Origin of the sequence: Craterilacuibacter sp. RT1T (assembly GCF_023502145.1) — a bacterium.
Lineage (GTDB): Bacteria > Pseudomonadota > Gammaproteobacteria > Burkholderiales > Chromobacteriaceae > Craterilacuibacter.
This window is the reverse complement of sequence record NZ_JAMFLI010000010.1, coordinates 77,545-104,511: the sequence shown is the minus strand read 5'-3', so window position 1 is coordinate 104,511 and position 26,967 is coordinate 77,545. Positions and strand designations below refer to the sequence as shown.

The following is a 26,967-nucleotide window of genomic DNA, read 5'->3' as shown; positions in this document are numbered from 1 at the left end:
CGAGTCCCGAGTCCCGAGTCCCGAGTCCCGAGTCCCGAGTCCCGAGTCCCGAGTCCCACCATCTACCCGTTTCGGGTTATGCTGGCAGTCTGCTGTATTGGAGCCGGCTGTGGACTATTTTCCGATTTTTATGAAGCTGCAGGATCAAGCCTGCCTGCTGGTCGGTGGCGGAGAAGTCGCCTTGCGCAAGGCGCGCCTGCTGCGTAGTGCCGGCGCACGCTTGCGTATTATTGCGCCCGAATTGACCCCCGAACTGGCTGCTTGGGTGGCGGCAGGGGAGGTGGAGCATATGGCTGCGCCTTTTCAGGCACAGATGCTGGGGCGCCCGCAACTGGTGATTGCCGCCACCAATGCGCGTGAGGTGAACCAGCAGGTTGCGGATGCGGCCAAGGCCGCCGGTATTCCGGTGAATGTGGTGGACGACCCGGAGCTGTCCAGCTTCATTACCCCGGCCATTATTGACCGTTCGCCCATGGTGATTGCGGTGTCGACCGGCGGCAAGGTGCCGGTGCTGGCGCGGCTGATGCGCGCGCGGCTGGAGAGTCTGATTCCGGCGGGCTATGGTGCGCTGGCGCGCTTTGCCGGTGACTGGCGCGAGCGGGTCAAGACGCGCTTTGGGCAGGTAGACGAGCGCCGCGCCTTTTGGGAGGCGGTGCTGCAAGGGCCGCTGGCCGAGGCGGTGATGGCGGGCAGCGATGGCGGCGATGCCGAAATGGATGCCTTGCTGGCCAGCGATGCGCGCTGGCACGCCGGTTGCGTTTATCTGGTGGGCGCCGGGCCGGGTAACCCCGATCTGCTGACTTTCCGCGCTTTGCGCCTGATGCAGCAGGCCGATGTGGTGCTGTACGACAAGCTGGTCGCGCCCGAGCTATTGGAGTTGGTGCGTCGTGACGCCGAGCGTATCTATGTGGGCAAGGCGCGTGCCGAGCACACCCTGCCGCAGGATGATATCAATAGCCTGATGGTCAGCCTGGCCAAAGCCGGGCGCCGTGTCTTGCGGCTAAAGGGCGGTGACCCGTTTACCTTCGGTCGTGGCGGCGAGGAGATCGATACGCTGGCGGCCGAAGGCATTCCGTTCGAGGTGGTGCCGGGCATTACTTCGGCGTCCGGTGCGGCCGCCTATGCCGGCATACCGCTTACGCACCGCGATTACGCCCAGTCGGTGGTGTTTGTGACCGGCCATATGAAGGACGGCAGCTTCAACCTCGACTGGCCGGCACTGACCCGGCCGCAGCAGACCGTGGTGGTGTATATGGGCTTAAGCCATATTCAGGGGCTGTGCGAAGGTTTTATCCGCCACGGCAAGGCGGCTGATACGCCGGCAGCGATTGTCGAGCAGGCCACCACCGTGCGCCAGCGCACGCTGACCGGCACACTGGCTGATTTGCCGGCGCTGGCGCAGGCTCACGGCATTGCCTCGCCGGCGCTGATTATTGTCGGCGAGGTGGTACGCTTGTCGGATCGCTTGGCCTGGTACCGCCGCAAGCCGGCGGGCGGCTGATACAATTACCGTCATCTGCGACGGGTAAAATAACAGGGAGCGCCACCATGATCGGCATTTTGCTGATTACCCATTACACCTTGGGCGACAGCCTGCTGGAGTGTGCCAGCCATGTGCTGGGGCATGTGCCGGCGAATGCCCGTGCGCTGGCCGTCGCCTGCGATGCCGAGCCGGATGCGGTGCAGCTGTCGGCGCAAGCATTGATCGCGTCGCTCGATAGCGGCAGCGGCGTGCTGGTGTTGTCGGACATGCTGGGCGGTACGCCGGCCAATATTGCCGGCCGGCTGGCGCTACATGGCAAGGTGGCGGTGGTTAGCGGTGCCAATCTGCCCATGCTGGTGCGCGCCCTGTGTTATGCGGACAATCCGCTGGAAATAGTCGTGGCCAAGGCTATGAGTGGTGGGGAAGAGGGGGTGCAGCTTATGGATAACGGGGAGCAAGATGCTTAAGCAAGAAGTCGAAATCATCAATAAATTGGGTCTGCATGCGCGGGCCTCTAGCAAGTTCACCCAGACCGCCGGCCGCTTCAAGAGCGAGGTGTGGATCGCGCGCAATGGCCGCCGCGTCAACGGCAAAAGCATTATGGGGGTGATGATGCTGGCGGCAGGCAAGGGCTCGACCGTCGAGCTGGAGGTCAACGGCCAGGACGAGAACGATGCCTTGGCCGCCTTGTTGGGTTTGATCAATAACCGCTTCGACGAAGCGGAGTAAGTCCGGCGTGCCAGGCACGCGCTAAAAACAATATCGGGGAGAGAAGGGGCATGAGCATTATCCTGCACGGCGTCGCGGTGGGCGGGGGGATTGCTATCGGGCGCGCACACTTGCTGGCGCAGAGCATGACTGATGTACCGCATGTGCTGCTCGCCAGCGAGGAAGTGCCGGCCGAGCAGCTGCGTTTTGACGAGGCAATCCGTGCCACGCGCAAAGAGCTGGAAATGCTCAGGGGCAGCATTCCGCAAAATGCCCCGGCCGAACTGGGCGCCTTTTTGTCGCTGCACATCATGCTGCTGGGCGATATCACCATTTCGTACGAGCCGCGCGAATTGATGGCCGAGCAAAACTGCAATGCGGAGTGGGCGCTCAAGCTGCAGTGCGACCGTCTGGTCGAGCAGTTCGATGCCATGGACGACGACTATTTGCGCGAGCGCAAGCACGATGTGCTGCAGGTCACCGAGCGCATCTTCAAGAATCTGCGCGGCCACGCCGGCGAACTGCTGGCCCCCGATATTCTCGCCGACGATACCATTCTGGTCGCGCATGACTTGTCGCCGGCCGATATGGTGTATTTCAAAGAGTCCAATGTCGCGGCCTTTATTACCGACGTGGGCGGCAGCACCAGCCATACCGCCATCCTCGGGCGCGGCCTGGACCTGCCCTCGGTCATTGCGCTGCATCACGGGCGCGAGCTGATCTGCGAAGAAGAAGTCATCATCGTCGATGGCCTGCAAGGCGTGGTGATCATCAATCCCGAGCCTGTTGTGCTGGCCGAGTACCGCCGCCGTCAGCGTGCCTGGCGCGACAAGAAGCGCAAATTGTCCAAGGTGCGCAAGGCGCATGCCACCACCCAGGACGGGACGGTGATCGAACTCTTGGCCAATATCGAATTGCCATCCGATGTGAACGATGTACACGGCAGTGGTGCCGTAGGCGTCGGCCTGTTCCGCAGCGAATTCCTGTTTCTCGGGCGCGATACCCTTCCTTCGGAAGAGGAGCAGTATCTGGCCTACCGCGAAGTGGCCGAGTCGCTCAAGGGCGCGCCGGTGACCATACGCACCATGGATCTGGGCGCCGACAAAAACCCCAAGTGGCTGGGGCGCAGCAGCGCCGACAATCCGGCACTGGGGCTAACCGGCATCCGCCTGTGTCTGGCCGAGCCGCTGATGTTCCGCGAACAGTTGCGTGCCTTGCTGCGCGCCTCGGCGCACGGCAAGATCCGTATTCTGTTTCCCATGATCAACTCGCTGGCCGAGCTTAAGCAGGCGCTGGCCCAGCTGGAGTATGCGCGGCAAGAGCTGCGCGAAGTCGGCTTTCCGTTTGCCGAAGAAATCGAAGTCGGTGCCATGATCGAGATCCCGTCGGCGGCGCTGGTGGTGGGCAGTTTCCTCAAGCATGTCGATTTTGTCTCCATCGGCACCAATGACCTGATCCAGTACACGCTGGCGATTGACCGCAACGATGATTCGGTCAGCCATCTGTATGACCCCATCCACCCGGCGGTGTTGAAGCTGATCGGCCACACCATCAAAACTGCCACCCGCGGCAATGTGCCGGTGTCGGTGTGCGGGGAGATGGCTGGTGATGCCCGCCTGACCCGGTTGCTGCTGGGCATGGGCCTGCGCCGCTTCTCCATGCACCCGGCCAGCGTACTGGCGGTGAAGCAGGTGGTACGCGAAACCCACCTCGACACCATCGCCCCCATCGTGTCGCGCATGCTCAGAAGCGAAGATCCTGATAAGATTGCCGACTTATTGCAACAACTCAATGCCCAGCCGGACGCTTGATCCGGCTTTTTTCTATGCTGAAAGACGCCATTGATTTTGGCCAGGTGCGTCGCGCTCTGGTTGTACGCTTGATGTTTCACGGTGATGTCCTGCTGTCGACACCGGTGGTGAGCACGCTTAAAAAGATGGTGCCGCATATTGATATCGATGCGCTGGTCTACCACGAAACACGGGATATGCTTTCCCTGCATCCTGATCTGAACCAAGTGTTTACGATTGACCGCAACTGGAAGAAGCAAGGCGTATTGTTTCAGTTGCGTCAGGAGTGGCGTCTTTTGTCGGCGTTGCGTGCGCGGCATTACGACTTGGTAGTGATTCTGAATGACAGTAACCGAGCCACTTGGCTGGTGAAACTGCTGTCTCCACGCTGGTCTGTTGGGCCGGATAATCCCGGGCGTGGCCGCCTATACCGAAAAACGATAACGCATCGCTTTCAACTGGCGCATAACCGACATATGGTTGAGCTGCATCTGGACGCGTTGCGCTGTCTCGGATTGACGGTCGACTCTTCCGCTGCGCATGCCCGGCTATCCATTGTTGCGGGAGCCGAGGCAGAGGCGAGAGTAGAACATCATTTGTCAGCGCATTCCTTGCAGTCAGGCAACTTTGTGCTGGTCCATCCCGGTTCGCGCGGACTGTACAAGTGCTGGCCCGAGGCGAAAATGGCCAGACTGATTGACGCTTTGAGTGGGCAAGGTGTACGCGTCGTGCTATCGGGCTCCCCTGCTGCTGCCGAACTGGAAATGCTGGCTAGGATCAAGGCTCAGTTGACTCATCCTGTTGTTGATCTGAGTGGACAGCTTTCGCTTAAGGAATTGGCTGCTTTAGTAGCAAAGTCCGCGCTACTGATTGGAGTCGATTCGCTGCCCGTGCATCTGGCTTCAGCATGTCAGGTGCCCGTTGTCGCGCTGTTTGGACCATCGCTTGAGCAGGTATGGGCACCATGGCGGACACCTCACCAGATTGTAGGTGCAACGTTGCCTTGTCGTCCGTGCGGGCTTGCTGGTTGTGGTGGTAGTGGGCAGAGCGATTGCATGGATAAGCTAAGCGTGCAGGCGGTTCTTGATGCCGTGCAGTCGTTGCGCCAAACACTGGAAATTGCTCCACAACATCACCGGGCTGGTTGCGTATCGCGTATCCAGCTCGTCTAAGTAGACAGACATTGAATATGATTCCACACCAAGAAGTCGCTAGCCTGGCATTGTACCGGCGCGTGATGGGGTATTTACGGCCGCACTGGAAGGTCTTTGCCGTCTCGCTGCTGACCATGACTATTGCGGCGGCGACCGAGCCTCTATTTGCCCGACTGATGAAGCCGCTGATTGACGGCGGCTTTGTTGACCGTGATCCCGCGGCCATTATCTGGACGCCGCTGGCCATCGTCGGCCTGTTTCTGGTGCGCGGCGTGGCCAGCTTTATCAACGAATACTCGTCAAGCTGGCTATCCGGCCATCTGGTGCAGAGCCTGCGTGAGGAAATGTTTGCGCGCATGTTGCGCCTGCCGGTTAACTATTACGATCACCACCCCTCTGGACGCATTCTGTCGCGGGTCGCTTTTGATGTGACTCAGGTCAGTGAGGCGGGTTTCAACGTCATCACTGTGACCGTTAAGGACGGGATTACCGTGATCGGCCTGCTGGGCCTGCTGCTCTATACCGACTGGAAGCTGACGCTGATCTGTCTGGCCGTCATGCCTGCCGTGTCTTTCTGCGTGCGCTTTGTCAGCCGGCGTTTGCGTGGCCTGTCGCGCAAGAACCAGCAGGATATGGCGCAACTGACGCAAGTGCTGAGCGAGAGCATAGACTGCCAGCGCGTGGTCAAGATTTACGGTGGCGAAGCATATGAGGCGACGCGTTTCGGCCGCGCGGCCGAGGCCATTCGCCATAATCTGGTCAAGGAGCGCTCGACCAGTGCCGCCAGTACCGGTGTGACCCAGTTAATTATTGCTTGTGCGCTGGCGGTTATTCTCTATTACGCTGGGGTGCAGGCTCAGGCTGGCCATTTCTCGGCTGGCGACTTTATGTCCTTTTTGACCGCCATGCTGATGCTGTTTGCGCCGATTAAACGCATCACCAGCATCAGCCAGACCGTGCAAAAAGGGCTGGCGGCGGCCGAAAGCGTGTTCGGTTTTCTGGACGAGCAAGGCGAGGCCGATCACGGCCGCATGCGGCTGCAGGCACCCAAGGGCGAGTTGGTGTTTGAACGGGTGTCCTTTACCTATCCGAGCGCCGAAAGTAGGGCGTTGGAGGGGGTTGACCTGAGTATCCGCGCCGGTGAAACGGTCGCACTGGTTGGCTCTAGCGGTAGCGGCAAGACCACGCTGACTAGCTTGATCCCGCGTTTTTACGAGCCGGATGCCGGGCGCATCTTGCTGGATGGTGTGCCGCTGACTGATATCTCTCTGGGCAGCTTGCGCGCGAATATCGCACTGGTCAGCCAGGATGTGGTGCTGTTTAACGATAGCGTGGCTGCCAATATCGCTTATGGCCGAATTGGCGAGGTGAGTCTGGATGAAGTGCGAGAGGCGGCAAGAGCCGCTAATGCGCTTGAGTTCATTGAAGCCATGCCGCAGGGCTTTGAGACCTTGATTGGCGAAAACGGAACCCGTCTGTCTGGTGGCCAGCGCCAGCGTCTGGCGATTGCCCGCGCGATTCTCAAGAACTCGCCGATCCTGATTCTGGACGAGGCAACCAGCGCGCTGGACACGCAATCCGAAAGGCTGGTGCAGTCTGCGCTGGAGCGGCTGATGAAAGGGCGTACCACGCTGGTGGTTGCGCACCGCCTGTCCACTATTGAAAATGCCGACCGTATTGTGGTTATGCACCAAGGGCGAGTGGCCGAAGCCGGGCGCCACCAGGACTTGCTGGCCCAAGACGGTATCTATAAGACACTGCACCGCCTGCAATATCAGGCGGGCGATGAGCAAGGCTGAATATGCAAGTTGTAAACGCCGCTGTGCCCACATTGGGCGTGGCCATCATTACCAAAAATGCCGCTGCTCATCTAGACGCATGTCTGACTGCACTACCCCACTGGGTTGACGATATCGTCCTGCTGGATTCGGGCAGTCACGATGACACGCTGGCGATTGCGCAGGCACATGGTGTCAGGGTGTTTGAAAACTGCGACTGGCCAGGTTTCGGCCCGCAGAAAAATCTGGCAATCAGTTATCTGGCTACAGACTGGGTGCTCTCGCTGGATGCGGATGAAGTTGTCAGCCCTGAACTGGCTGCGGCAATTATTGCGGCCATTCGTACACCGGTTGCGGATGCGTATACCTTTTCCCGGCTTTCCAATTTCTGTGGTCGCTGGATGCAGCATAGCGGCTGGCGTCCCGATCATATTACGCGTTTGTTCCGTCGCGGGCAGGCCGAGTATTCGGCAGATCTGGTGCACGAGCGTTTGCTGTTTAGCGGTCCCGCACCGTTGCTCTCTGGTGAGCTACTGCATCATTCATTCGATAATCTCGATCAAGTGGTCGACAAGATGAATCGCTATTCGGCTGCTGGCGCACAACAGCGTTATCAGCGTGGTAAACGCAGCGGCGGAATGGCCAGCGTAATCGGTAAGACGGTGTGGTCCTTTATGCGCACCTATGTGTTGCGGCGTGGCTTTTTGGATGGCCGCGAAGGCTTTATCCTCGCCGTTGCCAATGCCGAAGGTACCTACTACCGGCAGCTGAAATTGATGTATTTGGCAGAGAAAGGTATGCAGTGAGGCTTTCCGTTATTGTTAGTACTTATAACCGGCCCGATGCACTACAGGCTGTACTCGAGGGTTTTTGCCACCAGCGGGCGTGCGCACATGAATGGGAAGTGATTGTTGCCGATGATGGGTCGACGGGTACGACCAAGCATATTGTCGAGAGCTTTCTGCCACGTCTGCCAGACCGGCTCAAGCATGTCTGGCACGAGGACCAGGGGTTTAGGTTGGCCGAGATCAGAAACCGGGCTGCATTGCAGGCTACCGGCGAATATCTGATTTTTCTGGATGGTGACTGTATTCCGTTGCCAGACTTCATCGTTCAGCAGGCGAGTCTGGCCGAGTTAGGCTGGGTGGTAGCGGGTAACCGTGTTCTGCTTGCGCAAACTTTTACCGATGTTTACCTGCGCGGACAGGGTAAGCGGATTTTTGCCTGGGCTTGGTTTGACTGGGCGGCCCATCGCTGGAACGGTAGCATCAACAATGGGCTGGGATGGTTGCGTTTGCCGTTGCTTAAGTGGCGCAAAAAACGGGCACAAGATTGGCGACTGCTACGTGGTTGTAATATCGGTGTATGGAAGAAAGACTACATCGCGGTGGATGGTTTTGACGCGGATTTCTCAGGCTGGGGATATGAAGATTCCGATTTCGCCGTGCGGCTGTTGCGTCATGGCGTGAAAATCAAGAATGGCCGTTTTGCCATACCTGTTATGCACCTGTGGCATAGAGAGAACGACCGTTCGCAAAGTGGTGAAAATTGGGTACGTTTTGAGCGCTCGCTGCAAGGGACTCATGTCAGGGCCGTGGCAGGAGTCGCTAGCCTAGCAAAAAGTGCCTGCGCGCAAGGAGACCAGCATGCCCAAGCCTGAGGGGATCAATCTGGTTTTTCACTCGATCTGCGCTGGTGGCGGAATGGAGCGCTATGTTCTGGATGTCATTGGTGAGTGCTCCCGCAGGGGCATCCAAGTACGGGGAATCACTCGCAAGGCTCATTGGCCTGGCGAGCAGCCGGCTGGAGTCGAGTTGGTCGTTGTGCAGGATCGCACACCATTCTCTCGGTTAAATAACTACCTGTTCGAGAAAAAAGCGCTGGACTATTGCCAGCCAGAGTGGCCGACGATAGGAATTTCCCGAGTGGTTGGCTGCGTGGATCTGGCGATCGTCGGTGGCACGCATATCGGCCATCTCCAGGATAAGGGAAAGACCCGCAGGGGAATATTCGACCGATTGACGGTGGCGCATGAGCGCGGTCTTTATGAGAATGCCGGGCATATCGTGGCGCATTCCGCACGTGTCCGCGATGAGATTATTGGTCTTTACTCCATATCCGCTGGCAGAGTTAGTACTCTTTACCCGCCGGTTGATACTAGTAAATTCAATCTTGATGCCCGGCTTTCACGCGAGCGAGTTAGGCAGGAACTCGGCATTAGGGATGATCAGTTCATGCTGCTATTTCCATCTAATAACCACAAGCTCAAGGGGGCGGATCTGATCCTTGAGGCGATAGCGGAATATGGAGATCGTGTCGTTCTGGCTGTGGCTGGTAAAGCACCACTGGATACACCTGGCGTGCTCAATCTTGGCATGCGCCAGGATATGCCTGAACTCTATGCCGCAGCCGATGCAACGATTTTGGCTTCAAAATATGAGGCCTTTGGTTTGGTTGGGCCAGAGTCTATTTTGTGTGGAACTCCTGTCTTATTTGCCCGTACGGTGGGTGCTGCCGAGGTATTAGATAAGGTGGCATGCTATACGTTTGAACGTACCGCTGATGGAATTGTGAATGCGCTTAATTCTGTGATGAATAAAGAACATCTATCGATTAATGGCGATAGTATTCTTTATGTGTATGCGATTTCATCGCATGTTGATGAACTATTAAAATTAATGGATTTTTGATGGATTGTCCAAAAGCTAGTTTGTTGGTGATTACTTATAATCAGGAGCATCTTGTTGAGGATGCTTTGCGTGGAGCTATTTCTCAGGATTATGAGAATCTTGAAATAATTGTGTCGGACGATTGTTCTACGGATACTACCTTTGAAAAGGTGGAGAGTTTTTTTAGTAGTTATATTGGTCCGCATAAGGTTATTTTGAATAGAAATAAAAATAACAAAGGGATTGGTGGTAATCTAAATAAAGCAGTTTCACTGTCCTCTGGTGACTTGATTTTTGTCTCTGCGGGGGATGATGTTTCTTTGCCGAATAGAGTTTCTAAAGTTGTTGATTTTTGGGAGTCGGGCTCCCGCTTTCATGATTTGATTGCTTCTTATTTGTACGATATGGAATATTCGGGAAGAGTGTTGGATATTGTCGAGGTCGATGATTTGTCGCGCTATCAGGGCGTGGATGATTGGTTGAAAATTGGACACCCTAAGTTGATTGGTGCTGCTCATGCGTGGAGTAGATCTTTTTATGTCGAGCATGGTGGCATTCCAAATGGAGTTGTTGCTGAGGATATGGTTATGGCCTTTCGGGCTTTAGCAAGTTCTAAAGCTGCCACAATAAATATTCCTTTGGTGAACTATAGGAGAGGTGGTACGACCGGGAAGAAGATTCGTGGCTCTGTCGAAGAGGTGAAGTGCTCTTTTTTGAAGAAGGTTTATAATTCAAAAATTGAGCTTCTAGATATGCTAAAAGTAGCAGCTGCCAATAGACCTTCGCCTGAGTTGTTGGTGTATTTTTCTGGCTTGTATCAGAGAGAGTGTTATGTGGAGCGTATTTTTTCGGAAGGATGTTCTTTTTTGGATAAATTAAAATTTTTAGTGAGTTCAAAAAATACTAAGCTTGGGTTTAGGGTTAGGGTGTTTTTTTATGCTACATTTCCTTGGTTATTTGTGCCTTTTTTTTGGTTAAAGTCTAGGGCTGTAAAATGAAAAGTATGGTTGCTGAAGATAAGATGGTATTTTTCGTTCAGGTTGTAGTGTTTTTTGTATTGGCATTTGGCTTTTCAGTCAGAAAATCAGCTACCGCACTTCCAATGATTCTCGTTATTTTTAGTTTTATATTGTTGTGTATTAGGCAGGATTATCGGGAATTTGTGTCCAATTTTGTTCGTAAGCAGTGGAAGTTATCTTTTGCCTTGGCATCTTTATCACTTTTTATTGTTGCAAGAGAGTTGTTGCAAATGTCGCCAGACTTCAAATATGCGGATGCGGCGTCTCGATTTTTGTTTTTCATTCCGATTTGTACGCTTTTGATTTATTTTAGAATTAGTATAGAAAAGGTAAGGTGGGGGTTTTTTTGTGGTGTGGTTTTTATGTTTTTTTCTGGATTTGCTCATGTTTACTTGATTGGTGGGTTTGATTCAGGGTCAAATTATGGTGTAAGACCAAGCTCATATTTTACAAATACGATACCGTTCTCCGCATTCTGCTTGGCCTTGGCCATTTCATTTGTGGTCTGGTCTGTTGGTCGGTCAAGGTTAGATAATTTTTGTTCATTTATTGTCATTTTATTGACCGCGTTGGTGCTGTTTTTTTCCCAATCCAGGGGGGTTTGGATTGGACTTTCCTTTTCTATTTTTTCGATTGTTCTGATTTTTTCTAAAAATAGGAAGCGAGACATTTCTGCCGTTTTTCTATTTTCTTGCTTGCTTTTTTGTTTATTGTATTATTTTAGTGAGATGTTTGCTACGCGTATTAATATGGCGGCAGGTGAGGTGATTGATTTTTTAAATGGTAAAAAAGATGGATCGGTCAGTATGCGACTAGATATGGCTATGGCTTCTTTTTACATATTTCAAGAAAATACACTTTTTGGTGTAGGGAGAAATGTGGTTCCGGCATTGCAAGACTTATATCATAGAGGGCTGATTGGGGCGGCAATATCTGATGCTGCAGATACTCATGGTGAATTGTTTTATAACGCAGCTAGCTTGGGTGTTTTTGGTTTTTTTTCTTGGGTGGTATTTTATTGCGCTACTGTGAAAGATTTTGTTTTGGCTGCGCTCGGTGAGTCTGCGGATGTTAAACGCATCGGAGTAACTGGTGTTTCATTAATGATTTTATTCTTTTTTGTTGGGTTTACTCATATTACTTTTGGTCTTTCAATGTATGCGTCGTATTTTATAGTCTTGTTTTCTGTCTTGTTTGCAAGCTTGCAAGTGGATGCTGATGTGGCGGGTGCTAGTCAATCTGTTTTAAAGGTGTCTGTGGAATAAAAATGTCTGCGGAAATTTAATGTGTTTTTTGAGTGGCTAGTTGTCGGGTCCCGGACAGTTGGATATCAATTCGCAGCTACCCACTCTTTCTCGCCAGAGATGTTTTGGGTAAGCTTCGACAATCTACTGCCAAGGCCCGATCTTGAATATTCGCCTGCATAAAAATGCCCGCACTACACCCGCCGTGCGCGCCTATATCCGTGACGCCGACAAGACTCAGCGCGCATTGGCTTATGAACTGGGCGTCGGTATCGGCACTATCCGGAAATGGCAGCGCCGTGAGTCAACCGAAGACCGCTCCCATATCTCGCACAACCTGCAGCAAGGCTCAGGTGTCGTCATTCTAAGCTTCCGTTTTTCCCCTGATGGTCTAGTCTGACTCAGCAGACCATCCCTATTCCCGGCGGCCGGCTTTTCGGCCGCCGTTTTCTTTGGTCAGGAGGCAATGCCATGCGTGCCGTTTATGCCGGTTTTTCGCTGATCGAGTTGATGATCGCGCTGCTGGTGATGGCGATTCTGGCGACGGTGGCTTATCCCGCTTACCGTGATTATGTAGTGCAGGCACGGCGTGGTGACGGGCGTACTGCCTTGTTGGGTTTGGCGCTGGCGCAAGAGCGTTTTCGTGCTTCCTGTCCTTTCTATGCGCAGCATCTGGGCGCTATTTCAAGTTGTGGTGCCAGTGCCGCCTTGTCTACGCTGGCTTTTCCTGCGCTATCCCCCGAAGGCTATTACGCCATCTCGCTACTGCCCGATAGCGCCGCCAGTACCACCTTTCTTGCCGAGGCGACAGCTACGGACAAGGGTGGTCAGGATGCGGATAGCGCCTGTCCGGCCAGCTTGTTTCGCTTGAATGAAAACGGGCCGGATGTGTCGTCTGCCGCTAGGCGTGCCTGTTGGGGCGCCGGGTAGGTTTGCCATGTTGCGGCTTCGCGTAGTGCGTGCGTGGTCGTTGCTGGAGATGCTGCTGGTGCTGGCGATACTGGGCATCTTGCTGGCCGTGGCTTTGCCCCATCTTTCGCTCTGGGTCGAGCACCAGCGCCTGATTGCCGCAACCGAACTGGTTTATCGCCAGTTGCAGTTTGTGCGCATGGAGGCGCTCAAGCAGTCGCGTCCGATGTATGCGCGTTTTATCGCCGGTGCGGCCGGGCAATGGCATTTTGCCGCCAGTGATGTGCCGGGCTGCGATCCCAGCGGGCTGGATGCGAGCAAGGTTTGCACTATTGCGGCGGCCGATGGCGGTGTGCGCTCGATGGCTGTGTTTCACGGTCGCGATTATCCGGGTGTGCAGTTGTGGGTGAGTGGCTTTAGCGGCAACGAGGCGCGCTTCGAGCCGCTGCGCGGGGTGGCGGATAATGGGCGGGTGACTTTGCTGTCTGCGAGTGGTCTGGAGGCGCGGGTGCTGGTCAGCATTCTGGGGCGTATCCGCGTCTGTTCGCCAGCGGGTGCGACGCAGCTCGCGCCTTATCCTGATGCCGGCTGCCATGCGTAGCGCCCGCGGCTTTTCCCTGCTGGACCTGATGTTGGGCATCACTCTGGCGCTGATCGTCCTGGCGGGGGTCGGGGCTTTGTATGTGGTGCAGGTGCGTAGCAGCAGTACGACGCTCAAAACCTTGCGTTTGAATGCCGACCTGCAGGCGATGATGGATGTGATGACGGCAGAGTTGCGTCGTGCCGGCTATTGGCATGCGCAGGCAGCGAGTGCGCCGCTGACCAATCCTTTTTCTTCCGGTATGGACAATCTGGATGCGGCGACGCCGGCTTGTGTGCGCTACAGCTATGACCGCGACAGCAATGGTCAGATCAGCGCGGATGAGCGTCTGGGTTTCAAGCTGCAAACCGTCGCCGGCGTGAAAAGCCTGCGTATGAAAACCAGTGGTTCGGCCTCTCTGCTATGCAGTAGCGGGAATTGGGAAAGCCTGTCTGATGGTGCGCTGATGGCGGTGGATACCTTGTTCGTTGATGCGTCCGCCAGCAAATGTGTGAATGTGACCCGCGCGCAGCGTACGGACGGTGGTGGTTGTGCCGCGCTGCTAGCTAGCGCACAAAGCGGTGACCGCTTGGTCGAGGTGCGTCTGCTCAAGGTTAGGCTGGCGGGCTATCTGCTGGCCGATCCGTCTATCCGCCAGCAGCTGGAGAGTTCGGTGCAGCTACGCAACCCGCGGGTATTCACTGCGCCTTAGGAGGATGGCTCGTGCGCAATGGTCGCAATGGCCGGCATCAGGCCGGCATGCTCACCTTAGGTTTGGTGCTGGTCTTATTGATGGTGATGGCACTGATGACGGTGTATGCCGCCCGCACATCGCTGCTCGAACTCAAGTTGTCCGGCAGCAGTTACCGTGCCAAGCAGGCGCTGGAAGCGGCCGAGGCGGGCCTGCACTATGGCGTGGCTTATTACCTTGCCGGTGGTGCCGATCACAATGCTGACGGGCAGCTGGATATGGATGCCGCCGGCGTTCTGGCGCGCGCTCAGTTGGGCGGGCCGCGCTGGCAGGTGCAGTTTTGCGATGCCGCCAGCCTTGGGCCGGCTTGTGTGCTACCGGCCGCGGTGCCTGCCAGGCTGCGTATTATGGCAACCGGCTTTAGCGATGATGGCAGTGCGCGGCGGGTCGTGAGCCAGCAGGTGATGGCGGAGCCGGTATTGCTGGCTGTACCCGAGGCGACATTGCTTGCACGGCGACTGGATAGCGCATCGGGTGGCAGTCTGGAGGTGATCAATAATCAGCGCCCACAGACGATCAGAAGCGGCACTTTGCCGGCATTGCCGTTTAGCACGCGCATTGCCCGTGATGGCTTGCTGGATCAAGCCGGCTCGACCAATAGCAGCCTTGGTCGTGATGTTCAACTGGCCGATGCGGCGCTGGCCACACTGTCCGACGAGGCATTTTTCCATTCGTCTTTTGCCTTAGGCTGGGAGACGTTGAAGGCCTCTGCCGATATTCATATCGCCGGCCATCAGCCTTTTCCCGACGACGATATGGGGGGCAAAGTGGTGTTGCTATCCGCGCTGGATGGCCAGCCCTACACCCGTTTGCCGGTGCGCTTGGGTAGCCCGATCGCGCCGGTGATTCTGCTGGTGGATGGCGAGCTGGAACTAGCGGCTGGGAGTGTCGTGTTTGGCGTGGTGTATGCGCGCAAATTGTCCAGTCATGATGGTGCCAAGGTGCAGGGTGCCGTGCTGCTGGAGGCGCTGGCTCAGGTCGAGGGTACGCTGCAGCTGGAATACGACGCGGCTCTGCTAGCCAAGGCGCAGAGCCTGCGTCAGGAGTCGGTGCTCGCCAGTAGCTGGCATGACTGGTAGGGGGCGTCTATGCGTACAAGGCGGTACGGCTATATCTTGCTGGAAGCGCTGCTTGCCTTATTACTGCTGGCAGTGGGACTGTTGGCAGGCTTGCGTCTGGCCAGCAACACACTGTCCAGTAGCGCCGAAGCCAAGGCGCGTGCCTTTGCACAGTATTATGCTGCGGATAAACTAGAGTCTTTGCGTGCCTTGATTAACGCTGGAGAATACCAGCGCAGCGCCTGTCCGAGTGCCGGTTCTTTATTGGTGAGTAGTGGCGCAGCGGAGCAAACGACCGTACAAGGCACGATTTTTAGCCGTAGCTGGCAGGTAGCGCCGCAATGTGCTCCGAATTATCAAACACTTAGGGTCGAGGTGACGTGGCAGGATAAAACCGGCCCGCATAGCATTGAGCTGGCAAGCTTGCTGACATGGAGTGATCCGGCACGCATGCGTGAACGCTAGTGTTGGCAGCGCAAGAATGCAAAACGCCACCTAGCGTGGCGTTTTGACGTTGTGCGAAGAGAGCTTATTGGTATAGCGGGTTATGCGGGTCGATGGCCATGCCGTTTTTACGCACGGTATTCCACACCGGATAGGTATGCAGCTCATCGCGCAAGGTGGCGGCAAGACTGGAGTAATCCTTGACGTTGCGTTGGTAAGAGTAAGCGCGCAACAAAGCCACTTTGGCTGCGGTATTGCTTGGCTCATGCTTCATCGTGTCGCGCAGAACCATAATGGCATCGTCAATACGACCATAGTGCAGAAAAACCTCTGCTTCTCCGATCGGATCAATGCCGCGCTTGCGCGGGGGAACATAACTGAGTTGGCGCCACAGTTTGCGAGCGCTGTTGATGCTTGCCTGGCCAGCCAGTCCTGCAATTGCCGTAAACATCCCATTCCCCTTCCTTGATGATGGCTAAGGCAAGATTACCAGCAGGAAGGATAGGGCTCAATGCACGAGTGTATTAATTTCGCGATTGAGGGAACTATTGTTGTATAAAGCGACCAGTTAGTATTTCACTTAGCATATTGTCTGACAGGATGGCCATTTTAGCATGGCCTAAACCCGCCAACAATACAAAGCGAGTGCTACCATTTTCTGATTTTTTATCGTGTGCCATCAAGGACTTCCAGCGCGCCACGCCCAAATTCGGAGCCAAGGTCGGTAGCCTTGCTGCTTGCAGCAAGGCGCGGATACGCTGCACATCCTGCTCGCTTAAATCACCTGATAAACGCGATGCTTCGGCTGCCAGCAGCATGCCTGCAGCGACGGCTTCGCCATGTAGCCAAGTGCCGAATCCCAGCCCTGCCTCTATAGCATGGCCGAAGGTGTGGCCGAGGTTGAGCAGGGCGCGGATGCCCGCTTCTTTCTCATCCTGACCGACAATTTCGGCCTTCATGCGGCAGCAATGTTCGACCGTGTAAGCCAGTACCGTTTTGTCGCGCGCGAGTAGCGCCGGCATGTGCGCTTCCAGATAGGCAAAAAATGCGGCATCGCCCAGCAGACCGTATTTGATCACTTCGGCAAGCCCGGCCGACAGTTCGCGATCGGGCAGGGTGTCCAGTAAGTCCATATCGGCGATCACCGCGCGCGGCTGGTAGAAAGCACCGATCATATTTTTGCCGTGCGGATGATTGATGGCGGTCTTGCCGCCGACCGAAGAGTCAACCTGCGCCAATAGAGTGGTCGGGATTTGGATAAAAGGCACGCCGCGCTGGTAACAGGCGGCGGCAAAGCCGGTCATATCGCCGATCACACCGCCCCCTAGCGCAATCAGGGTCGTCTTGCGCTCGCAGCCTTGCTCCAGCAGCACATCAAAAATCCGGTTCAGCGTTTCCCAGGTTTTGAAGTCCTCGCCATCGGGCAGTACGATATCGAGCGTGCTGATGCCTTGTGCGCTGAGCGCGGCTTTCAGCCTCGCCAGATAGAGCGGTGCAACCGTGGTATTGCTGACAATGACGGCCTTGTTTTGCGGCAGGTGGGGCGCGATCAGCTCGCCCCTGTCCAGCAGGCCCTGACCGATATGGATGGGGTAGCGCGTGTCGGGCAGTACGAGGTCAAGGGTTTTCATGCTTGGCGGATTCCGGATGTGGGCCCTGGAGGCGGGCGAGCCGCTCCTCCAGTTGGCAAACCAGTAGATTGACATTCTGCTGGCTGGTATCGATCACGATGTCGGCAATCTCGCGGTATAGCGGGTCGCGTTCGGTAAACAGTGCTTCCAGCTTGGCGCGCGGATCGGCTGTTTGCAGCAGCGGACGATTAGTACAGTGCTGAGTGCGCGTCAGAATGTCGTCTATGCTGGCGCGCAGGTAGATCACCGTGCCGTGGCGTGCCAGCAACTGGCGGTTGACCGGACTGAGGATTGCGCCGCCACCGGTGCCCAGCACGATATCCTGCTGCTGTACCAGCTCGGAGATGACCAGTGTTTCGCGCTCGCGAAAACGCCGCTCCCCCTCGATATCGAAAATGGTCGCAATGCGTACCCCGGTGCGCTGCTCGATTTCGTAATCCGAGTCATAGAAGGTCTTGCCGCTGCGCCTTGCCAGCGCGCGTCCGACGGTCGTCTTGCCGGCCCCCATCAGGCCGACCAGGAATAAGTTGCCTGCCAGTTTCATGGTCGGCATTGTATCGGATGTCATTGTGTGCTGTCGCCGCTTCAGCGGATCAAAGTTTCGCTTTCCACGATGCGTGGCGTGATAAAGACCAGCAGTTCACGGCGCTCGTTTTTACGCGAGTTGCTGCGGAACAGATGGCCGAGAACCGGGATGTCACCCAATAGCGGGATCTTGCTGACGGTATCGCTCTCGTTCTGGATGTAGATGCCGCCAATGACTACGGTATTGCCATCTCCAACGCGCACCTGGGTCTTGACCTCGCGTTTGTCGATGGAGGGTTCGCCATTCACCGCTTTCAGGAAGTTGGCCGCATCCTTGTTGACTTGCACATCGAGGATGATGTCGTTATCCGGCGTGATTTGTGGTGTCACGTCCAGTACCAGATTCGCCTCCTTGAACGAGGTGGTCGTGCCTTGGTCACCGCTATTGGACTGGTAAGGAATTTCGATGCCTTCCTTGATGATGGCCTTGGTGCGGTCGGCGGTCAGCACGCGCGGGCTGGATACGATCTTGCCTTGGCCTTGGGTCTGCATGGCTTGCAGCTCAAGGCCGATAATGGAGCTGGCACTCTTGTATATCACGCCAATACTGCCATTCAGGCCAGGTGCAAAGTCAACGGGCAAGTTGACGTTGGGTGGGACTTTGCTATCCGTTGGTGTTCTGCCCTCGGTAATGCCCGTGCCAACGGAGGTATCTCCACCTACCTTGGCAAAACCCAGTTTTACGCCTAGGTCACGCTGGAAGTTATCATTGACCTCGACGATACGCGCCTCGATCAGTACCTGCTTGGACGGTTTGTCGATAATCGCCAGCACCGCACGGATCTCGTCCAGCACGGCCGGCTTCTCGCGTACCACCAGCTGGTTGGTCTTGGCATCGGCATAGGCCGAGGCACGCGGTCCGTTGTTGTTGCCGGTATTGTTGGGAGTCGCAGAGGCCTTGTCTTTGCTATTGATGTCGACCAGACCGGCAATGGCGCTCATGACTTCTTCCACCGTACGGTACTTGATCTGGAAGACTTCAGTGATCAGCGGCTCTTGCAAGGTGGTCGCTTCCTTGGCTTCGGCCGCCTGTTTGGCCAGTGCAATCATATCGGCTTGCGGTGCGATACGGATTACGTTGCCAACCTGACGCTTGGCCAGGCCTTTTTGCTGCAACACGATGTCCAGGGCCTGATCCCATGGCACATCTTTCAGGCGCAAGGTCATGGTGCCGGTGACGGTGTCGCCGGTGACCAGATTGAAGCCGGCAAATTCGGCCAGCGTCTGCAGTAAGGCGCGCACTTCCACGTTCTGGAAGTTCAGCGACAGCTTTTCGCCCTTGTAGATGGTCTTGCCCACCGCCATCAGCGCGGCATTGGCCTGCTCGGTCGAAATCTTGCGTACTTCCACTACCAGTTGCTGATTGGCCTGATAGGAGGAGAACTCCCATTCGCCCGTGTTCTGCAACACAATGCGGCTGCCCTTGCCCTGATTGTTGGCATCGATGCTTTGCACCGGGGTACCGAAGTCGGTGACATCCAGCCGCCTCTCCAGCCGGCGCGGCAGTGGTGCGCCCAGATTGATGATCAGGCTCTTGCCGCTGCGGCTGACATCGGTGGCGCTGCTGGCGTTCGGCAGGTCGATGACCACGCGACCCGAGGCATCGCTGCCACGACGAAAATCTACCAGACTGATATCGTTGCCCGGGGTGTTGGCAAGGTAGGCGGGGGCTGTCGTGACCGGCAAACTGCTGCTCGGGGCGGTGATGCTGGCGGGTTGTACTCGCTGCTGCACATTGCCCAGTGTGACCAGAATGCGGTTGCCTTCTACCCGGGTCTGGTAGGGGCTGGTTTTGGCCAGTGCCAGGATGACGCGGCTACGCTCGCCTGCTGCAACAATGGTTGCATTATTGAGCAAGGGGCCGGGCAGGGCGAGCTGTGTTTTGGCAATGCTGCTACCGGTGTCGATAAAGTCGAAAGCAATGCGTGGCGGGTTGGACAGCGCAAAGCTCTTGGGTAACAGGGCAGGCTTGGCCAGTGTGATCGCCAGTATCTGTTGGTCGCCACTGCCTGGCAGCATTTCGATATGGGTAATGCTGTTGCCGGCCGCCCATGCCAGATTTGAGGAGATAAGCAGGCTGCCCGCCAGCATGGTCAGTTGTCTTGTTGTTTTCATTTGCTTTGCCCTTGTTCATCTGCCAGCAGAATATCTGTTTCGCGTTTGACCCACTCGCCGTTGCTTTCTTCTACCGTCTCGACCAGCTTGATCTGTGCATCGAGTACCGCCGTCACCCTGCCGTAATTGGTGCCGATAAAGCTGCCGGCCCGTACCGGATACACCATGCCATCCGGTGTCTGGATCAGGCCGTGGCGTACGCCCTTGATCTGCAAGCTGCCAACCATTTTCAGCTGTTCCAGACCATACTTCTCCAGCGGATCGCGCGGGCGTTTGAAGTCGGGTGCATTAGCGCTGTTCTGGCTACCTGCCGTCTTGAATCTGTTTGCGTCAAATGGCGATAGCAGACCGAAACCGGTGTAGTCAATCGTGGTCGCTACGGCATTGAGTTGCGGAATCGGTTCAACCTTGCCGACCAAACCGTGTCCTTGCTGTTGCATCCAGCTATCGATATCGTCGGATGCGCTGGTGCAGCCGGCCAGCAATAGTGGCCATAACAGCCGGGAAAGTATGGTTTTCATGGATGTGCTCACTTTCCCTTCTCCTTGGCGCTGCTTGCTGCTGCCGCGCGTTCGGCGGGCTCCAGCGTGCGGTAGGTCTTGGCCGTTGCCTGCAGGGTGAGGCGGCCATCTTTGCCGGCAGCCGGGGTGAGCGAAATATCGCCGATGGTGACAATGCGCGACATCCGGGCAACATCCGACACAAAAGTGGCCAGATCATTGTAAGTACCGTTTAGGCGCAGTTCGATCGGTAGCTCGGCCAGTTCGGCGCCGCGGATTTCCTGTCCCGGGCGGAATAGTTCGAATTGCAGGCCGCGGCCCACGCCGGCTTGGTTGATTTCTGCCAGCACCGAGGCCATTTCCGCCTTGGTTGGCAGTTGGCGGATCAGGCTGCCAAAGCTTTTTTCTATCTCTTTAAGCTGTGCTTGCAGTGCTTCCTGATTGGCCAGCTGGCGGCGTTGGTCGATATATTGGGTTTTCAGCTCGGCTTCGCGTGCTTCGGCGGCGGCAATTTCATCGCGCTGCGGGCCCAGAACGACAAAATAGCCAGCCAGCAGGATAAACAGGGCCATGACGCCCAGCGTGATCAGCTGGGAGCGTAGCGGCCAGTTCTGGATGTCGTTGAAGTCGAGATTGCGCAGCTCGTTCAGATTGATATTCAGGTTCACTGCGGCGCTCCTGTCTTGGGTGCTTCTTGCTCGCTTTGCGTTTGTAGTGCCATCGTCAGGCTGAATTCGCTGGCGCGCAGATTGCCAAGTGCTGCGGCTTTCACTTCGATCAGTACCGGATTTATGAACAGGCCGGACTCGGATAAAGTCCCCATATAGTTGGAAACACGAGCGCCGGACTGGGCGTAGCCGGACAGGGTGATGGTGTTGCCGACTTGTTTGAAGTCTTTGAGATAAACCCCCTCCGGCATAAAGCGGATCAGGTCATCAAACAGGCGCACTGCCTGCGCGCGGCCATTTTGCAGTTGGGCGGCCTGATCTTTGCGCGCCAGCAAAGCGGCGCGCTGTTGGCGCAATTCAGTGATCTTGCCCAGCTTGACGCTCAGCTCGGCAATGGCACTGTCCAGTTGCTGGTTACGGGACAATTGCTTGTCCAGTGCATGGCTTTGCAGGGCATAGCCGGCGGCCAGCAGCAAAGCGCTGGCGGCAATGGCTAGTGCCAGCATGTTCTGGAAGCGGCGTCTGTGATCCGCGCGCCGCATTTCCCGATAGGGGAGCAGGTTGATGCGTATCATCAGTCGAATTTCCTTAGTGCAAGGCCACAGGCAACCAGCAGGGCAGGTGCATCCAGTAGCAGATCTTTAATCGGAATGCCGGGAGCCTGAGTCATGGTCGTGAACGGGTTGGCGATCATGGTGCTGATCTGGGTGCGTAGCGCCACGGCGTCATCCAGACCTAGCAGCATGCTGCTGCCACCGGCGAGCAGGATGTAGTCGACGCGCAGATATTGCGACACACTGACCGTGGTGTAGAAGAATTGCAGTGCGCGCTGGATCTCTTGTGATAAAGAGTCGACAAAGGGCTGTAGCAATTCGGATTCATAGCCCTCGGGCAAGAGCATGCTGCGTTTGCCTTTTTCCGCCTCTTCATGGGTCATGCCGTAGCGGCGCTGGATTTCGCGTGTCAGTTGGGCGCCGCCGAATGCCTGTTCACGGTAATACAATTGTTGGCCGTTGCGGATCACCGAGCAGTGGATCTTGGTGGCACCGATATCAAACAGGGCAAAGGTTTGGTTGAAGCCCTGATCAGGCAGCTGCATTTGCAGCTGCTCGAACGCGGTCAGCATGGCAAAGGCTTCGACATCCATAATCGCCGTCGTGAGCCCGGCCATTTCCCCGATGGCCAGACGCTCTTCGACCTTTTCCTTGCGCGAGGCGCAGATCAAAATCTCCAGATCGTCGGCATGGGTTGGTGCAGGCCCTAGCACCTGAAAGTCGAGATTGACCTCATCCAGCGGGAAGGGAATGTACTGGCTGGCTTCGTTTTCGACCTGAAATTCCAGATCCGTTTTGTCCTGACCGGCCGGCACCAGTATTTTTTTGTAAATGGCCATGGTCGTAGGCAGAGCCATGGCCACCCGGCTGCAGTGGCTGCCCAGTCGGGCGCGTGCACGGCGCAGAGCGTCAGCGACCGCTTCGATGTCGTTGATATTGCCTTCGTTCATTGCATCCTTGGGCAGGGGCTCAATGACGTAGCGCTCAAGCAGGAGGTTTTTGCCTTGGTGGCCGATTTCGACCATCTTGATAGCACTTGAACTGATATCCAGTCCGATCAGGCTGTCTGCAGCCTGGCGACGTCCCGCTAACAGACTGCTCAAGGATTTGGGTAATTCCAGTTTGCCACCCAGCATGTCGTTACCGGCTCTTTCCTTAGGTATGGAAAGTAGCCGCCTCCCTTTAATAATGACCAATTATTCTTAATGCGGAACTTTGCCAGCGCTTCCGGGTAAAACGGTATAATCAGGGCTCGATTTTTCTTTCGAACCATTATGTTGCTGCGAATCCTGAAGCTTGTGCTGGGCTCCATACTCGGTATCACGACTCTTGCGGTCGGTGTGCTGGCTGTTGCCATTCTTGTCACCTGGCCGCGTTTGCCCAGTCTGGACATCCTGACCGATTACCGCCCCAAGATCCCGCTGCGCGTCTATGCCGCCGACGGTGCGCTGATTGGTGAGTTCGGTGAAGAACGCCGTTCGTTCTCCCGTATTCACGATGTTCCGCCGCTGATGCGTCAGGCACTGCTATCCGCTGAGGATGAGCGTTTTTACCAGCATGGCGGCGTAGATTATGTCGGTGTTCTTAGGGCTGCGCTAGGAAATATAGTATCTGGGCATACGCGATCCGGTGCAAGCACCATTACCATGCAAGTGGCTAAAAACTTCTTTCTATCGAGTGAAAAGACTTTTAGTCGGAAGTTTAATGAAGCACTGCTGGCATTCAAGATTGAACATACCCTGTCCAAGGATCAGATTCTCGAGCTGTATCTGAACCAGATCTATCTTGGGCAGCGTGCCTACGGTTTCTCGGCGGCCTCGCAAGCCTATTTCGGCAAGCCGTTGAATGAGTTAAGCGTGGCGCAGTTCGCCATGCTGGCCGGCTTGCCCAAGGCACCTTCTTCCTACAACCCGGTTGCCAATCCCGAGCGTGCCCGCTTGCGCCAGCTGTATGTGTTGCGCCGCATGCACGAGCTAGGCCACATCTCGACCGCCCAGCTGGAAGCGGCCAAGGCCGAGCCGCTGGGCTTGGCCAAGCCTGCGCGTGACACCGGCGTGCCGGCACAATTTGTGGCGGAAATGGTACGTCAGGATATGTACCAGAAGTATAAGGATGCGGCCTATACCGAAGGCTTCCGCGTCTACACCACCATCGATAGCCGCAACCAGCGTTGGGCTTTTGATTCTTTGCGTGCCGGCTTGATGGATTACGACAGGCGTCTGGGCTATCGCGGGCCGGAGTCGTTTGTCGACCTGGGGGCGATAAGCGAAGACCGGGACGAGGCACTGGATGAGGCATTGTCGTCGATTCGCGACAGTGGCGAGCTGGAGCCGGGGGTGGTGTTGTCCGCCTCGCCATCGGAAGTGAAGGTTTACTTGCGTGGCAGTCGCTTTGCCACCGTCAAAGGGCCGGGCTTGTCGTTTGCCCGCCGCGCCCTGTCCAGCAAGCTGACGCCGGCACAGCAGATCCGGCCGGGAGCCGTGGTGCGTATCCAGCCCAACCCGAAAGGTTATTGGGAAATCGCTCAGATGCCCGAGGTGGAGGGTGCCTTTGTTTCGATGGATCCGCGTACCGGTGCGATCAAGTCGCTGGTTGGGGGCTTTGACTTCAATCGCCGCAGCTTTAACCATGTGACGCAGGCCTGGCGTCAGCCGGGTTCGACCTTCAAGCCTTTTGTCTATTCGGCCGGTCTGGATCGCGGTTTTACTGCGTCAACGCTGATTAACGATGCCCCCTTGTCAATAGACCCGGCCAGTATCGGTGGTCAGCGCTGGGAGCCCAAGAACGACGATAACCGTTACGCCGGTCTGATTTCGATGCGCCGCGCTTTGGCCTTGTCCAAAAATATGGTGTCCATCCGCATCCTGCAGGCGATCGGCACCGACTACGGCCAGCAATATGCACAGCGTTTCGGTTTTTCGGCCAAGAATAACCCTGCCTATCTGACCATGGCGCTGGGTGCCGGTCTGGTAACGCCTTTGCAGATGGCCGAGGGCTACTCGGTGTTTGCCAATGGCGGCTATCGTACCCGCGCCTATTTCATCGACCGTATCGAAGATCTGAATGGCCGCGTGATTGCGCGTACCGCACCGGCGGTCGCAGGGCAGGGCGCGACTCAGGTCATTGATCCGCGCAATGCCTTTATTACCAGCAGTTTGCTGCGCGATGTAATCCGCTTTGGTACTGCCAATCGTGCCATGAGTCTGGGGCGTTCTGACCTTGCCGGGAAAACCGGTACCACCAATGATTTCCGCGATGCCTGGTTTGCCGGCTTTAGCCCGAACCTGGTAGCGGTAACCTGGGTGGGCTATGACCAGCCGCGCAGTCTGGGGCGCTTCGGTTATGGCGGGACGGCGGCCTTGCCGATCTGGACCAACTATATGGCCAATGCGCTCAAGGGCCAGCCTGAGGTCGAGCTGCCACCGCCCGAGGGTATTGTGGTGAGGCCTGGCGCCGGTCTGCGCGGAGGCGACGAGTATTATATGGAAGAGTTCCAGCGCACCAATCCCGAACTGCAGATCAATAATCGCGGCTCGGTGCCGGGAGCGGCCAAGCCTGCCGAAGAGGAGGCGGCGGTGCCGGTGGCGCCGCCGGATGCGGCGCAGGATGCGGTGGAAAATGTGAAGGAATTGCTGTTCTGAGTGTATGGGCAGCGCCTCCGGTTTGGGGGCGCTGCCCGTTTTGTATCAAGGCTGGCTGAGCAGGTCCAGTACATTCTGTGGTGGGCGCCCGATGACGGCGCGTGCGCCGCGCTGTGCGATGGGGCGCTCGATCAGAATCGGGTTGTCGTGCATGGCGGCGATCAGTTGCTGGCGCTCCAGCGCAATATCGTCCAGATACAGCATCTGGTATTCCTCTTCATGCCGGCGCATCAGCTGGCGCGGTTCCAGCTCCAGCAAGTTCAGCAAGTGCTCCAGCTCTTCGATGCTGGGTGTTTGCTTCAGATATTCGATGACTTCGATTTGAGCACCTGCATCCTGTAACAGCTGCAGTGCCTCGCGTGACTTGGAACAGCGCGGATTGTGGTAAAGGCGGATCATGCCGTCTCCTTCGTTTCTTGGGTGACGGAAGCACCGCCCCCCTGTTTGTGACTCTATCCGGAATACAGCATGCCATCATCTGCCACCAAGCGCCACGGGGCACTCGCTTTCTTGTTGGCAGCCTTGTCCACGGTCGGCCCGTTTTCCATCGACACCTTTTTGCCGGCCATGCATGCCATTGGTGATGCGCTGGGCGTGGATGCGATAGAAATCCAGCAGGCACTGACCGTGTATCTGCTGTGTTACGCCTTTATGATGCTGTGGCACGGCGCCATTTCCGATGCGGTGGGGCGGCGCCGCGTCTTACTGGTGTCGACGTTATTGTTTGGCGTGGCATCGGTGGGCTGTGCACTCGCCCCCAATCTGGGCACGCTGCTGCTGTTTCGCGCTTTGCAGGGCTTGTGTGGCGGGGCCGGGCTGGTGGTGGGGCGGGCGATTATCCGCGATTGTCTGGACGGTGCTGCCGCGCAGCGCCTGATGTCGCAGGTGACCATGCTGTTCTCGCTGTCGCCGGCGATTGCACCGGTGGTGGGCGGTTTTCTGTATGGCGGTTTTGGCTGGCGTTCTATCTTCGTGTTTATGGCGCTGATCGGCTTCGGCCTGTTTGCCATGAGCTGGTTTGCTCTGCCGGAAACCCATCCGCCGGAGAAGCGCCAGGCATTGCGTTTTTCCACCATGTGGCAGGCTTATCTGACCGTACTTGGCAAACGCGAATTCCAGTTGCTGGCTGCGGCCGTGTCATGCAACTTCGCCGGTTTCTTCCTGTATATCCCGTCGGCGCCGGTGTTTTTAATGCGCCATCTGGGGCTGGGGCCGGATGAGTTTCTGTGGATGTTCGGCCCGGCGGTGGGCGGCATCATGCTGGGTGCTTTTTTGTCGGGCAAGATGGCCGGGCGGCGCGGCGCGCGCGAACTGGTGTCCATCGCCTACTGGATGATGTTTATCGCCGCCGCCGCCAATCTGGCGGTGTGCCTGTGGCTGCCCGCCGGTGTGCCGCAAAGCGTGCTGCCGCTGATGCTGTACACCACCGGCATGTCGCTGGCGTCGCCTTCCATCACCTTGACCCTGATGGACCAGTTTCCCGAGCTGCGCGGCACGGTGTCGTCCTTGCAGGGCTTTACCCAGACCATGCTGGCCAGCATCGTCGCCGGCGTGGTGTCCCCCCTGGTGTGGGGTAGCCCGCTGATGCTAGCGCTGACCATGACCGCCTTTTTGACGCTGGGTTTTGCCTTCCGTTACGCCTACCGGCTGCGTGTTGGCCGCGCCTCCTGTCTTGAGCGTTAACCG

General features: G+C 56.7%; 28 protein-coding genes. 19 read left to right on the top strand and 9 right to left on the bottom strand.

The features are described 5' to 3' along the window. The first annotated feature begins 109 nt into the window (after positions 1-109). From cysG to M3P88_RS13650, 17 genes are all read left to right on the top strand, one after another. Positions 110-1,501, top strand: a complete 1,392-nt coding sequence (gene cysG, locus M3P88_RS13730; protein WP_249616571.1) for a siroheme synthase CysG — start codon at positions 110-112, stop codon at positions 1,499-1,501. A gap of 47 nt (positions 1,502-1,548) precedes the next feature. Continuing rightward, positions 1,549-1,950 carry a PTS sugar transporter subunit IIA gene (locus M3P88_RS13725; RefSeq protein WP_249616570.1) on the top strand — a complete coding sequence of 134 codons (402 nt, stop codon included), beginning with the start codon at positions 1,549-1,551 and terminating at the stop codon, positions 1,948-1,950. Continuing rightward, complete coding sequence (locus M3P88_RS13720; RefSeq protein ID WP_249616569.1) at positions 1,943-2,212, top strand: HPr family phosphocarrier protein; 270 nt, start codon at positions 1,943-1,945, stop codon at positions 2,210-2,212. The genes M3P88_RS13725 and M3P88_RS13720 overlap by 8 nt, the downstream gene beginning before the upstream one ends. A gap of 50 nt (positions 2,213-2,262) precedes the next feature. Next, a complete protein-coding gene (ptsP, locus tag M3P88_RS13715) occupies positions 2,263-4,002 on the top strand; it encodes a phosphoenolpyruvate--protein phosphotransferase (RefSeq protein ID WP_249616568.1) in 1,740 nt (579 codons plus the stop codon). 14 nt (positions 4,003-4,016) lie between these two features. Then, positions 4,017-5,153 carry a putative lipopolysaccharide heptosyltransferase III gene (gene rfaQ / locus M3P88_RS13710; protein WP_249616567.1) on the top strand — a complete coding sequence of 379 codons (1,137 nt, stop codon included), beginning with the start codon at positions 4,017-4,019 and terminating at the stop codon, positions 5,151-5,153. Positions 5,154-5,170: 17 nt separating this feature from the next. Further along, complete coding sequence (gene msbA / locus M3P88_RS13705) at positions 5,171-6,934, top strand: lipid A export permease/ATP-binding protein MsbA (RefSeq protein WP_249616566.1); 1,764 nt, start codon at positions 5,171-5,173, stop codon at positions 6,932-6,934. Positions 6,935-6,936: 2 nt separating this feature from the next. Continuing rightward, positions 6,937-7,719 (top strand): glycosyltransferase family 2 protein, encoded by a 783-nt coding sequence (locus M3P88_RS13700; RefSeq protein ID WP_249616565.1) that lies wholly within the window; start codon positions 6,937-6,939, stop codon positions 7,717-7,719. Beyond that, a complete protein-coding gene (locus tag M3P88_RS13695) occupies positions 7,716-8,573 on the top strand; it encodes a glycosyltransferase family 2 protein (RefSeq protein WP_249616564.1) in 858 nt (285 codons plus the stop codon). The genes M3P88_RS13700 and M3P88_RS13695 overlap by 4 nt, the downstream gene beginning before the upstream one ends. Continuing rightward, positions 8,560-9,603 (top strand): glycosyltransferase family 4 protein, encoded by a 1,044-nt coding sequence (locus tag M3P88_RS13690; RefSeq protein ID WP_249616563.1) that lies wholly within the window; start codon positions 8,560-8,562, stop codon positions 9,601-9,603. The genes M3P88_RS13695 and M3P88_RS13690 overlap by 14 nt, the downstream gene beginning before the upstream one ends. Next, the gene (locus M3P88_RS13685; protein ID WP_249616562.1) at positions 9,603-10,580 is read left to right on the top strand and encodes a glycosyltransferase family 2 protein; all 978 of its coding nucleotides are present in this window, start codon (positions 9,603-9,605) and stop codon (positions 10,578-10,580) included. Before M3P88_RS13690 ends, M3P88_RS13685 begins: the two co-directional genes overlap by 1 nt. Continuing rightward, positions 10,577-11,866, top strand: coding sequence for an O-antigen ligase family protein (locus M3P88_RS13680; RefSeq protein WP_249616561.1), 1,290 nt, complete (start codon positions 10,577-10,579; stop codon positions 11,864-11,866). The genes M3P88_RS13685 and M3P88_RS13680 overlap by 4 nt, the downstream gene beginning before the upstream one ends. A gap of 142 nt (positions 11,867-12,008) precedes the next feature. Next, positions 12,009-12,245: a hypothetical protein gene (locus M3P88_RS13675; RefSeq protein ID WP_249616560.1), complete on the top strand. Its 237-nt coding sequence runs from the start codon at positions 12,009-12,011 to the stop codon at positions 12,243-12,245. 71 nt (positions 12,246-12,316) lie between these two features. Then, on the top strand, positions 12,317-12,775 hold the full coding sequence (locus tag M3P88_RS13670) for a type IV pilin protein (RefSeq protein WP_249616559.1): 459 nt from the start codon (positions 12,317-12,319) through the stop codon (positions 12,773-12,775). A gap of 7 nt (positions 12,776-12,782) precedes the next feature. Next, positions 12,783-13,355, top strand: coding sequence for a GspH/FimT family pseudopilin (locus tag M3P88_RS13665; RefSeq protein WP_249616558.1), 573 nt, complete (start codon positions 12,783-12,785; stop codon positions 13,353-13,355). Continuing rightward, positions 13,348-14,046 (top strand): hypothetical protein, encoded by a 699-nt coding sequence (locus tag M3P88_RS13660; RefSeq protein WP_249616557.1) that lies wholly within the window; start codon positions 13,348-13,350, stop codon positions 14,044-14,046. The genes M3P88_RS13665 and M3P88_RS13660 overlap by 8 nt, the downstream gene beginning before the upstream one ends. 11 nt (positions 14,047-14,057) lie before the next feature. Next, positions 14,058-15,164 (top strand): polymer-forming cytoskeletal protein, encoded by a 1,107-nt coding sequence (locus M3P88_RS13655; protein WP_249616556.1) that lies wholly within the window; start codon positions 14,058-14,060, stop codon positions 15,162-15,164. Between the two features lie 9 nt (positions 15,165-15,173). Beyond that, entirely contained in the window at positions 15,174-15,608 is a 435-nt protein-coding gene (locus M3P88_RS13650) for a hypothetical protein (RefSeq protein WP_249616555.1), read from the top strand. Between the two features lie 64 nt (positions 15,609-15,672). Here M3P88_RS13650 and M3P88_RS13645 read toward each other — a convergent pair whose 3' ends face one another. The 8 genes from M3P88_RS13645 to M3P88_RS13610 form a co-directional block, all read right to left on the bottom strand. Next, positions 15,673-16,038: a type IV pilus assembly protein FimV gene (locus M3P88_RS13645; protein ID WP_124735957.1), complete on the bottom strand. Its 366-nt coding sequence runs from the start codon at positions 16,036-16,038 to the stop codon at positions 15,673-15,675. Between the two features lie 94 nt (positions 16,039-16,132). Then, positions 16,133-17,218 (bottom strand): 3-dehydroquinate synthase, encoded by a 1,086-nt coding sequence (aroB, locus tag M3P88_RS13640; RefSeq protein ID WP_249616554.1) that lies wholly within the window; start codon positions 17,216-17,218, stop codon positions 16,133-16,135. Beyond that, positions 17,205-17,771: a shikimate kinase gene (locus tag M3P88_RS13635; protein WP_249616575.1), complete on the bottom strand. Its 567-nt coding sequence runs from the start codon at positions 17,769-17,771 to the stop codon at positions 17,205-17,207. The genes aroB and M3P88_RS13635 overlap by 14 nt, the downstream gene beginning before the upstream one ends. A 32-nt stretch (positions 17,772-17,803) precedes the next feature. Further along, positions 17,804-19,918, bottom strand: coding sequence for a type IV pilus secretin PilQ (locus tag M3P88_RS13630; RefSeq protein ID WP_249616553.1), 2,115 nt, complete (start codon positions 19,916-19,918; stop codon positions 17,804-17,806). Next, entirely contained in the window at positions 19,915-20,439 is a 525-nt protein-coding gene (locus M3P88_RS13625) for a pilus assembly protein PilP (protein WP_249616552.1), read from the bottom strand. Before M3P88_RS13625 ends, M3P88_RS13630 begins: the two co-directional genes overlap by 4 nt. 8 nt (positions 20,440-20,447) lie before the next feature. Then, a complete protein-coding gene (locus M3P88_RS13620; RefSeq protein ID WP_249616551.1) occupies positions 20,448-21,086 on the bottom strand; it encodes a type IV pilus inner membrane component PilO in 639 nt (212 codons plus the stop codon). Further along, positions 21,083-21,661, bottom strand: coding sequence for a PilN domain-containing protein (locus M3P88_RS13615; RefSeq protein ID WP_249616550.1), 579 nt, complete (start codon positions 21,659-21,661; stop codon positions 21,083-21,085). The genes M3P88_RS13620 and M3P88_RS13615 overlap by 4 nt, the downstream gene beginning before the upstream one ends. After that, positions 21,661-22,743, bottom strand: a complete 1,083-nt coding sequence (locus tag M3P88_RS13610; protein ID WP_249616549.1) for a pilus assembly protein PilM — start codon at positions 22,741-22,743, stop codon at positions 21,661-21,663. Before M3P88_RS13610 ends, M3P88_RS13615 begins: the two co-directional genes overlap by 1 nt. Positions 22,744-22,914: 171 nt before the next feature. Here M3P88_RS13610 and M3P88_RS13605 point away from each other — a divergent pair, with 171 nt between their 5' ends. Next, positions 22,915-25,281 carry a penicillin-binding protein 1A gene (locus M3P88_RS13605; protein WP_249616548.1) on the top strand — a complete coding sequence of 789 codons (2,367 nt, stop codon included), beginning with the start codon at positions 22,915-22,917 and terminating at the stop codon, positions 25,279-25,281. 45 nt (positions 25,282-25,326) lie between these two features. Here the strand turns inward: M3P88_RS13605 and arsC are convergent, their stop codons facing one another. Further along, entirely contained in the window at positions 25,327-25,680 is a 354-nt protein-coding gene (gene arsC, locus M3P88_RS13600) for an arsenate reductase (glutaredoxin) (RefSeq protein WP_249616547.1), read from the bottom strand. A 69-nt stretch (positions 25,681-25,749) separates the two neighbouring features. On the opposite strand from arsC, the gene M3P88_RS13595 reads away from it, so the two are divergent. After that, entirely contained in the window at positions 25,750-26,964 is a 1,215-nt protein-coding gene (locus tag M3P88_RS13595; protein ID WP_249616546.1) for a multidrug effflux MFS transporter, read from the top strand. The last annotated feature ends 3 nt before the right edge of the window (positions 26,965-26,967 follow it).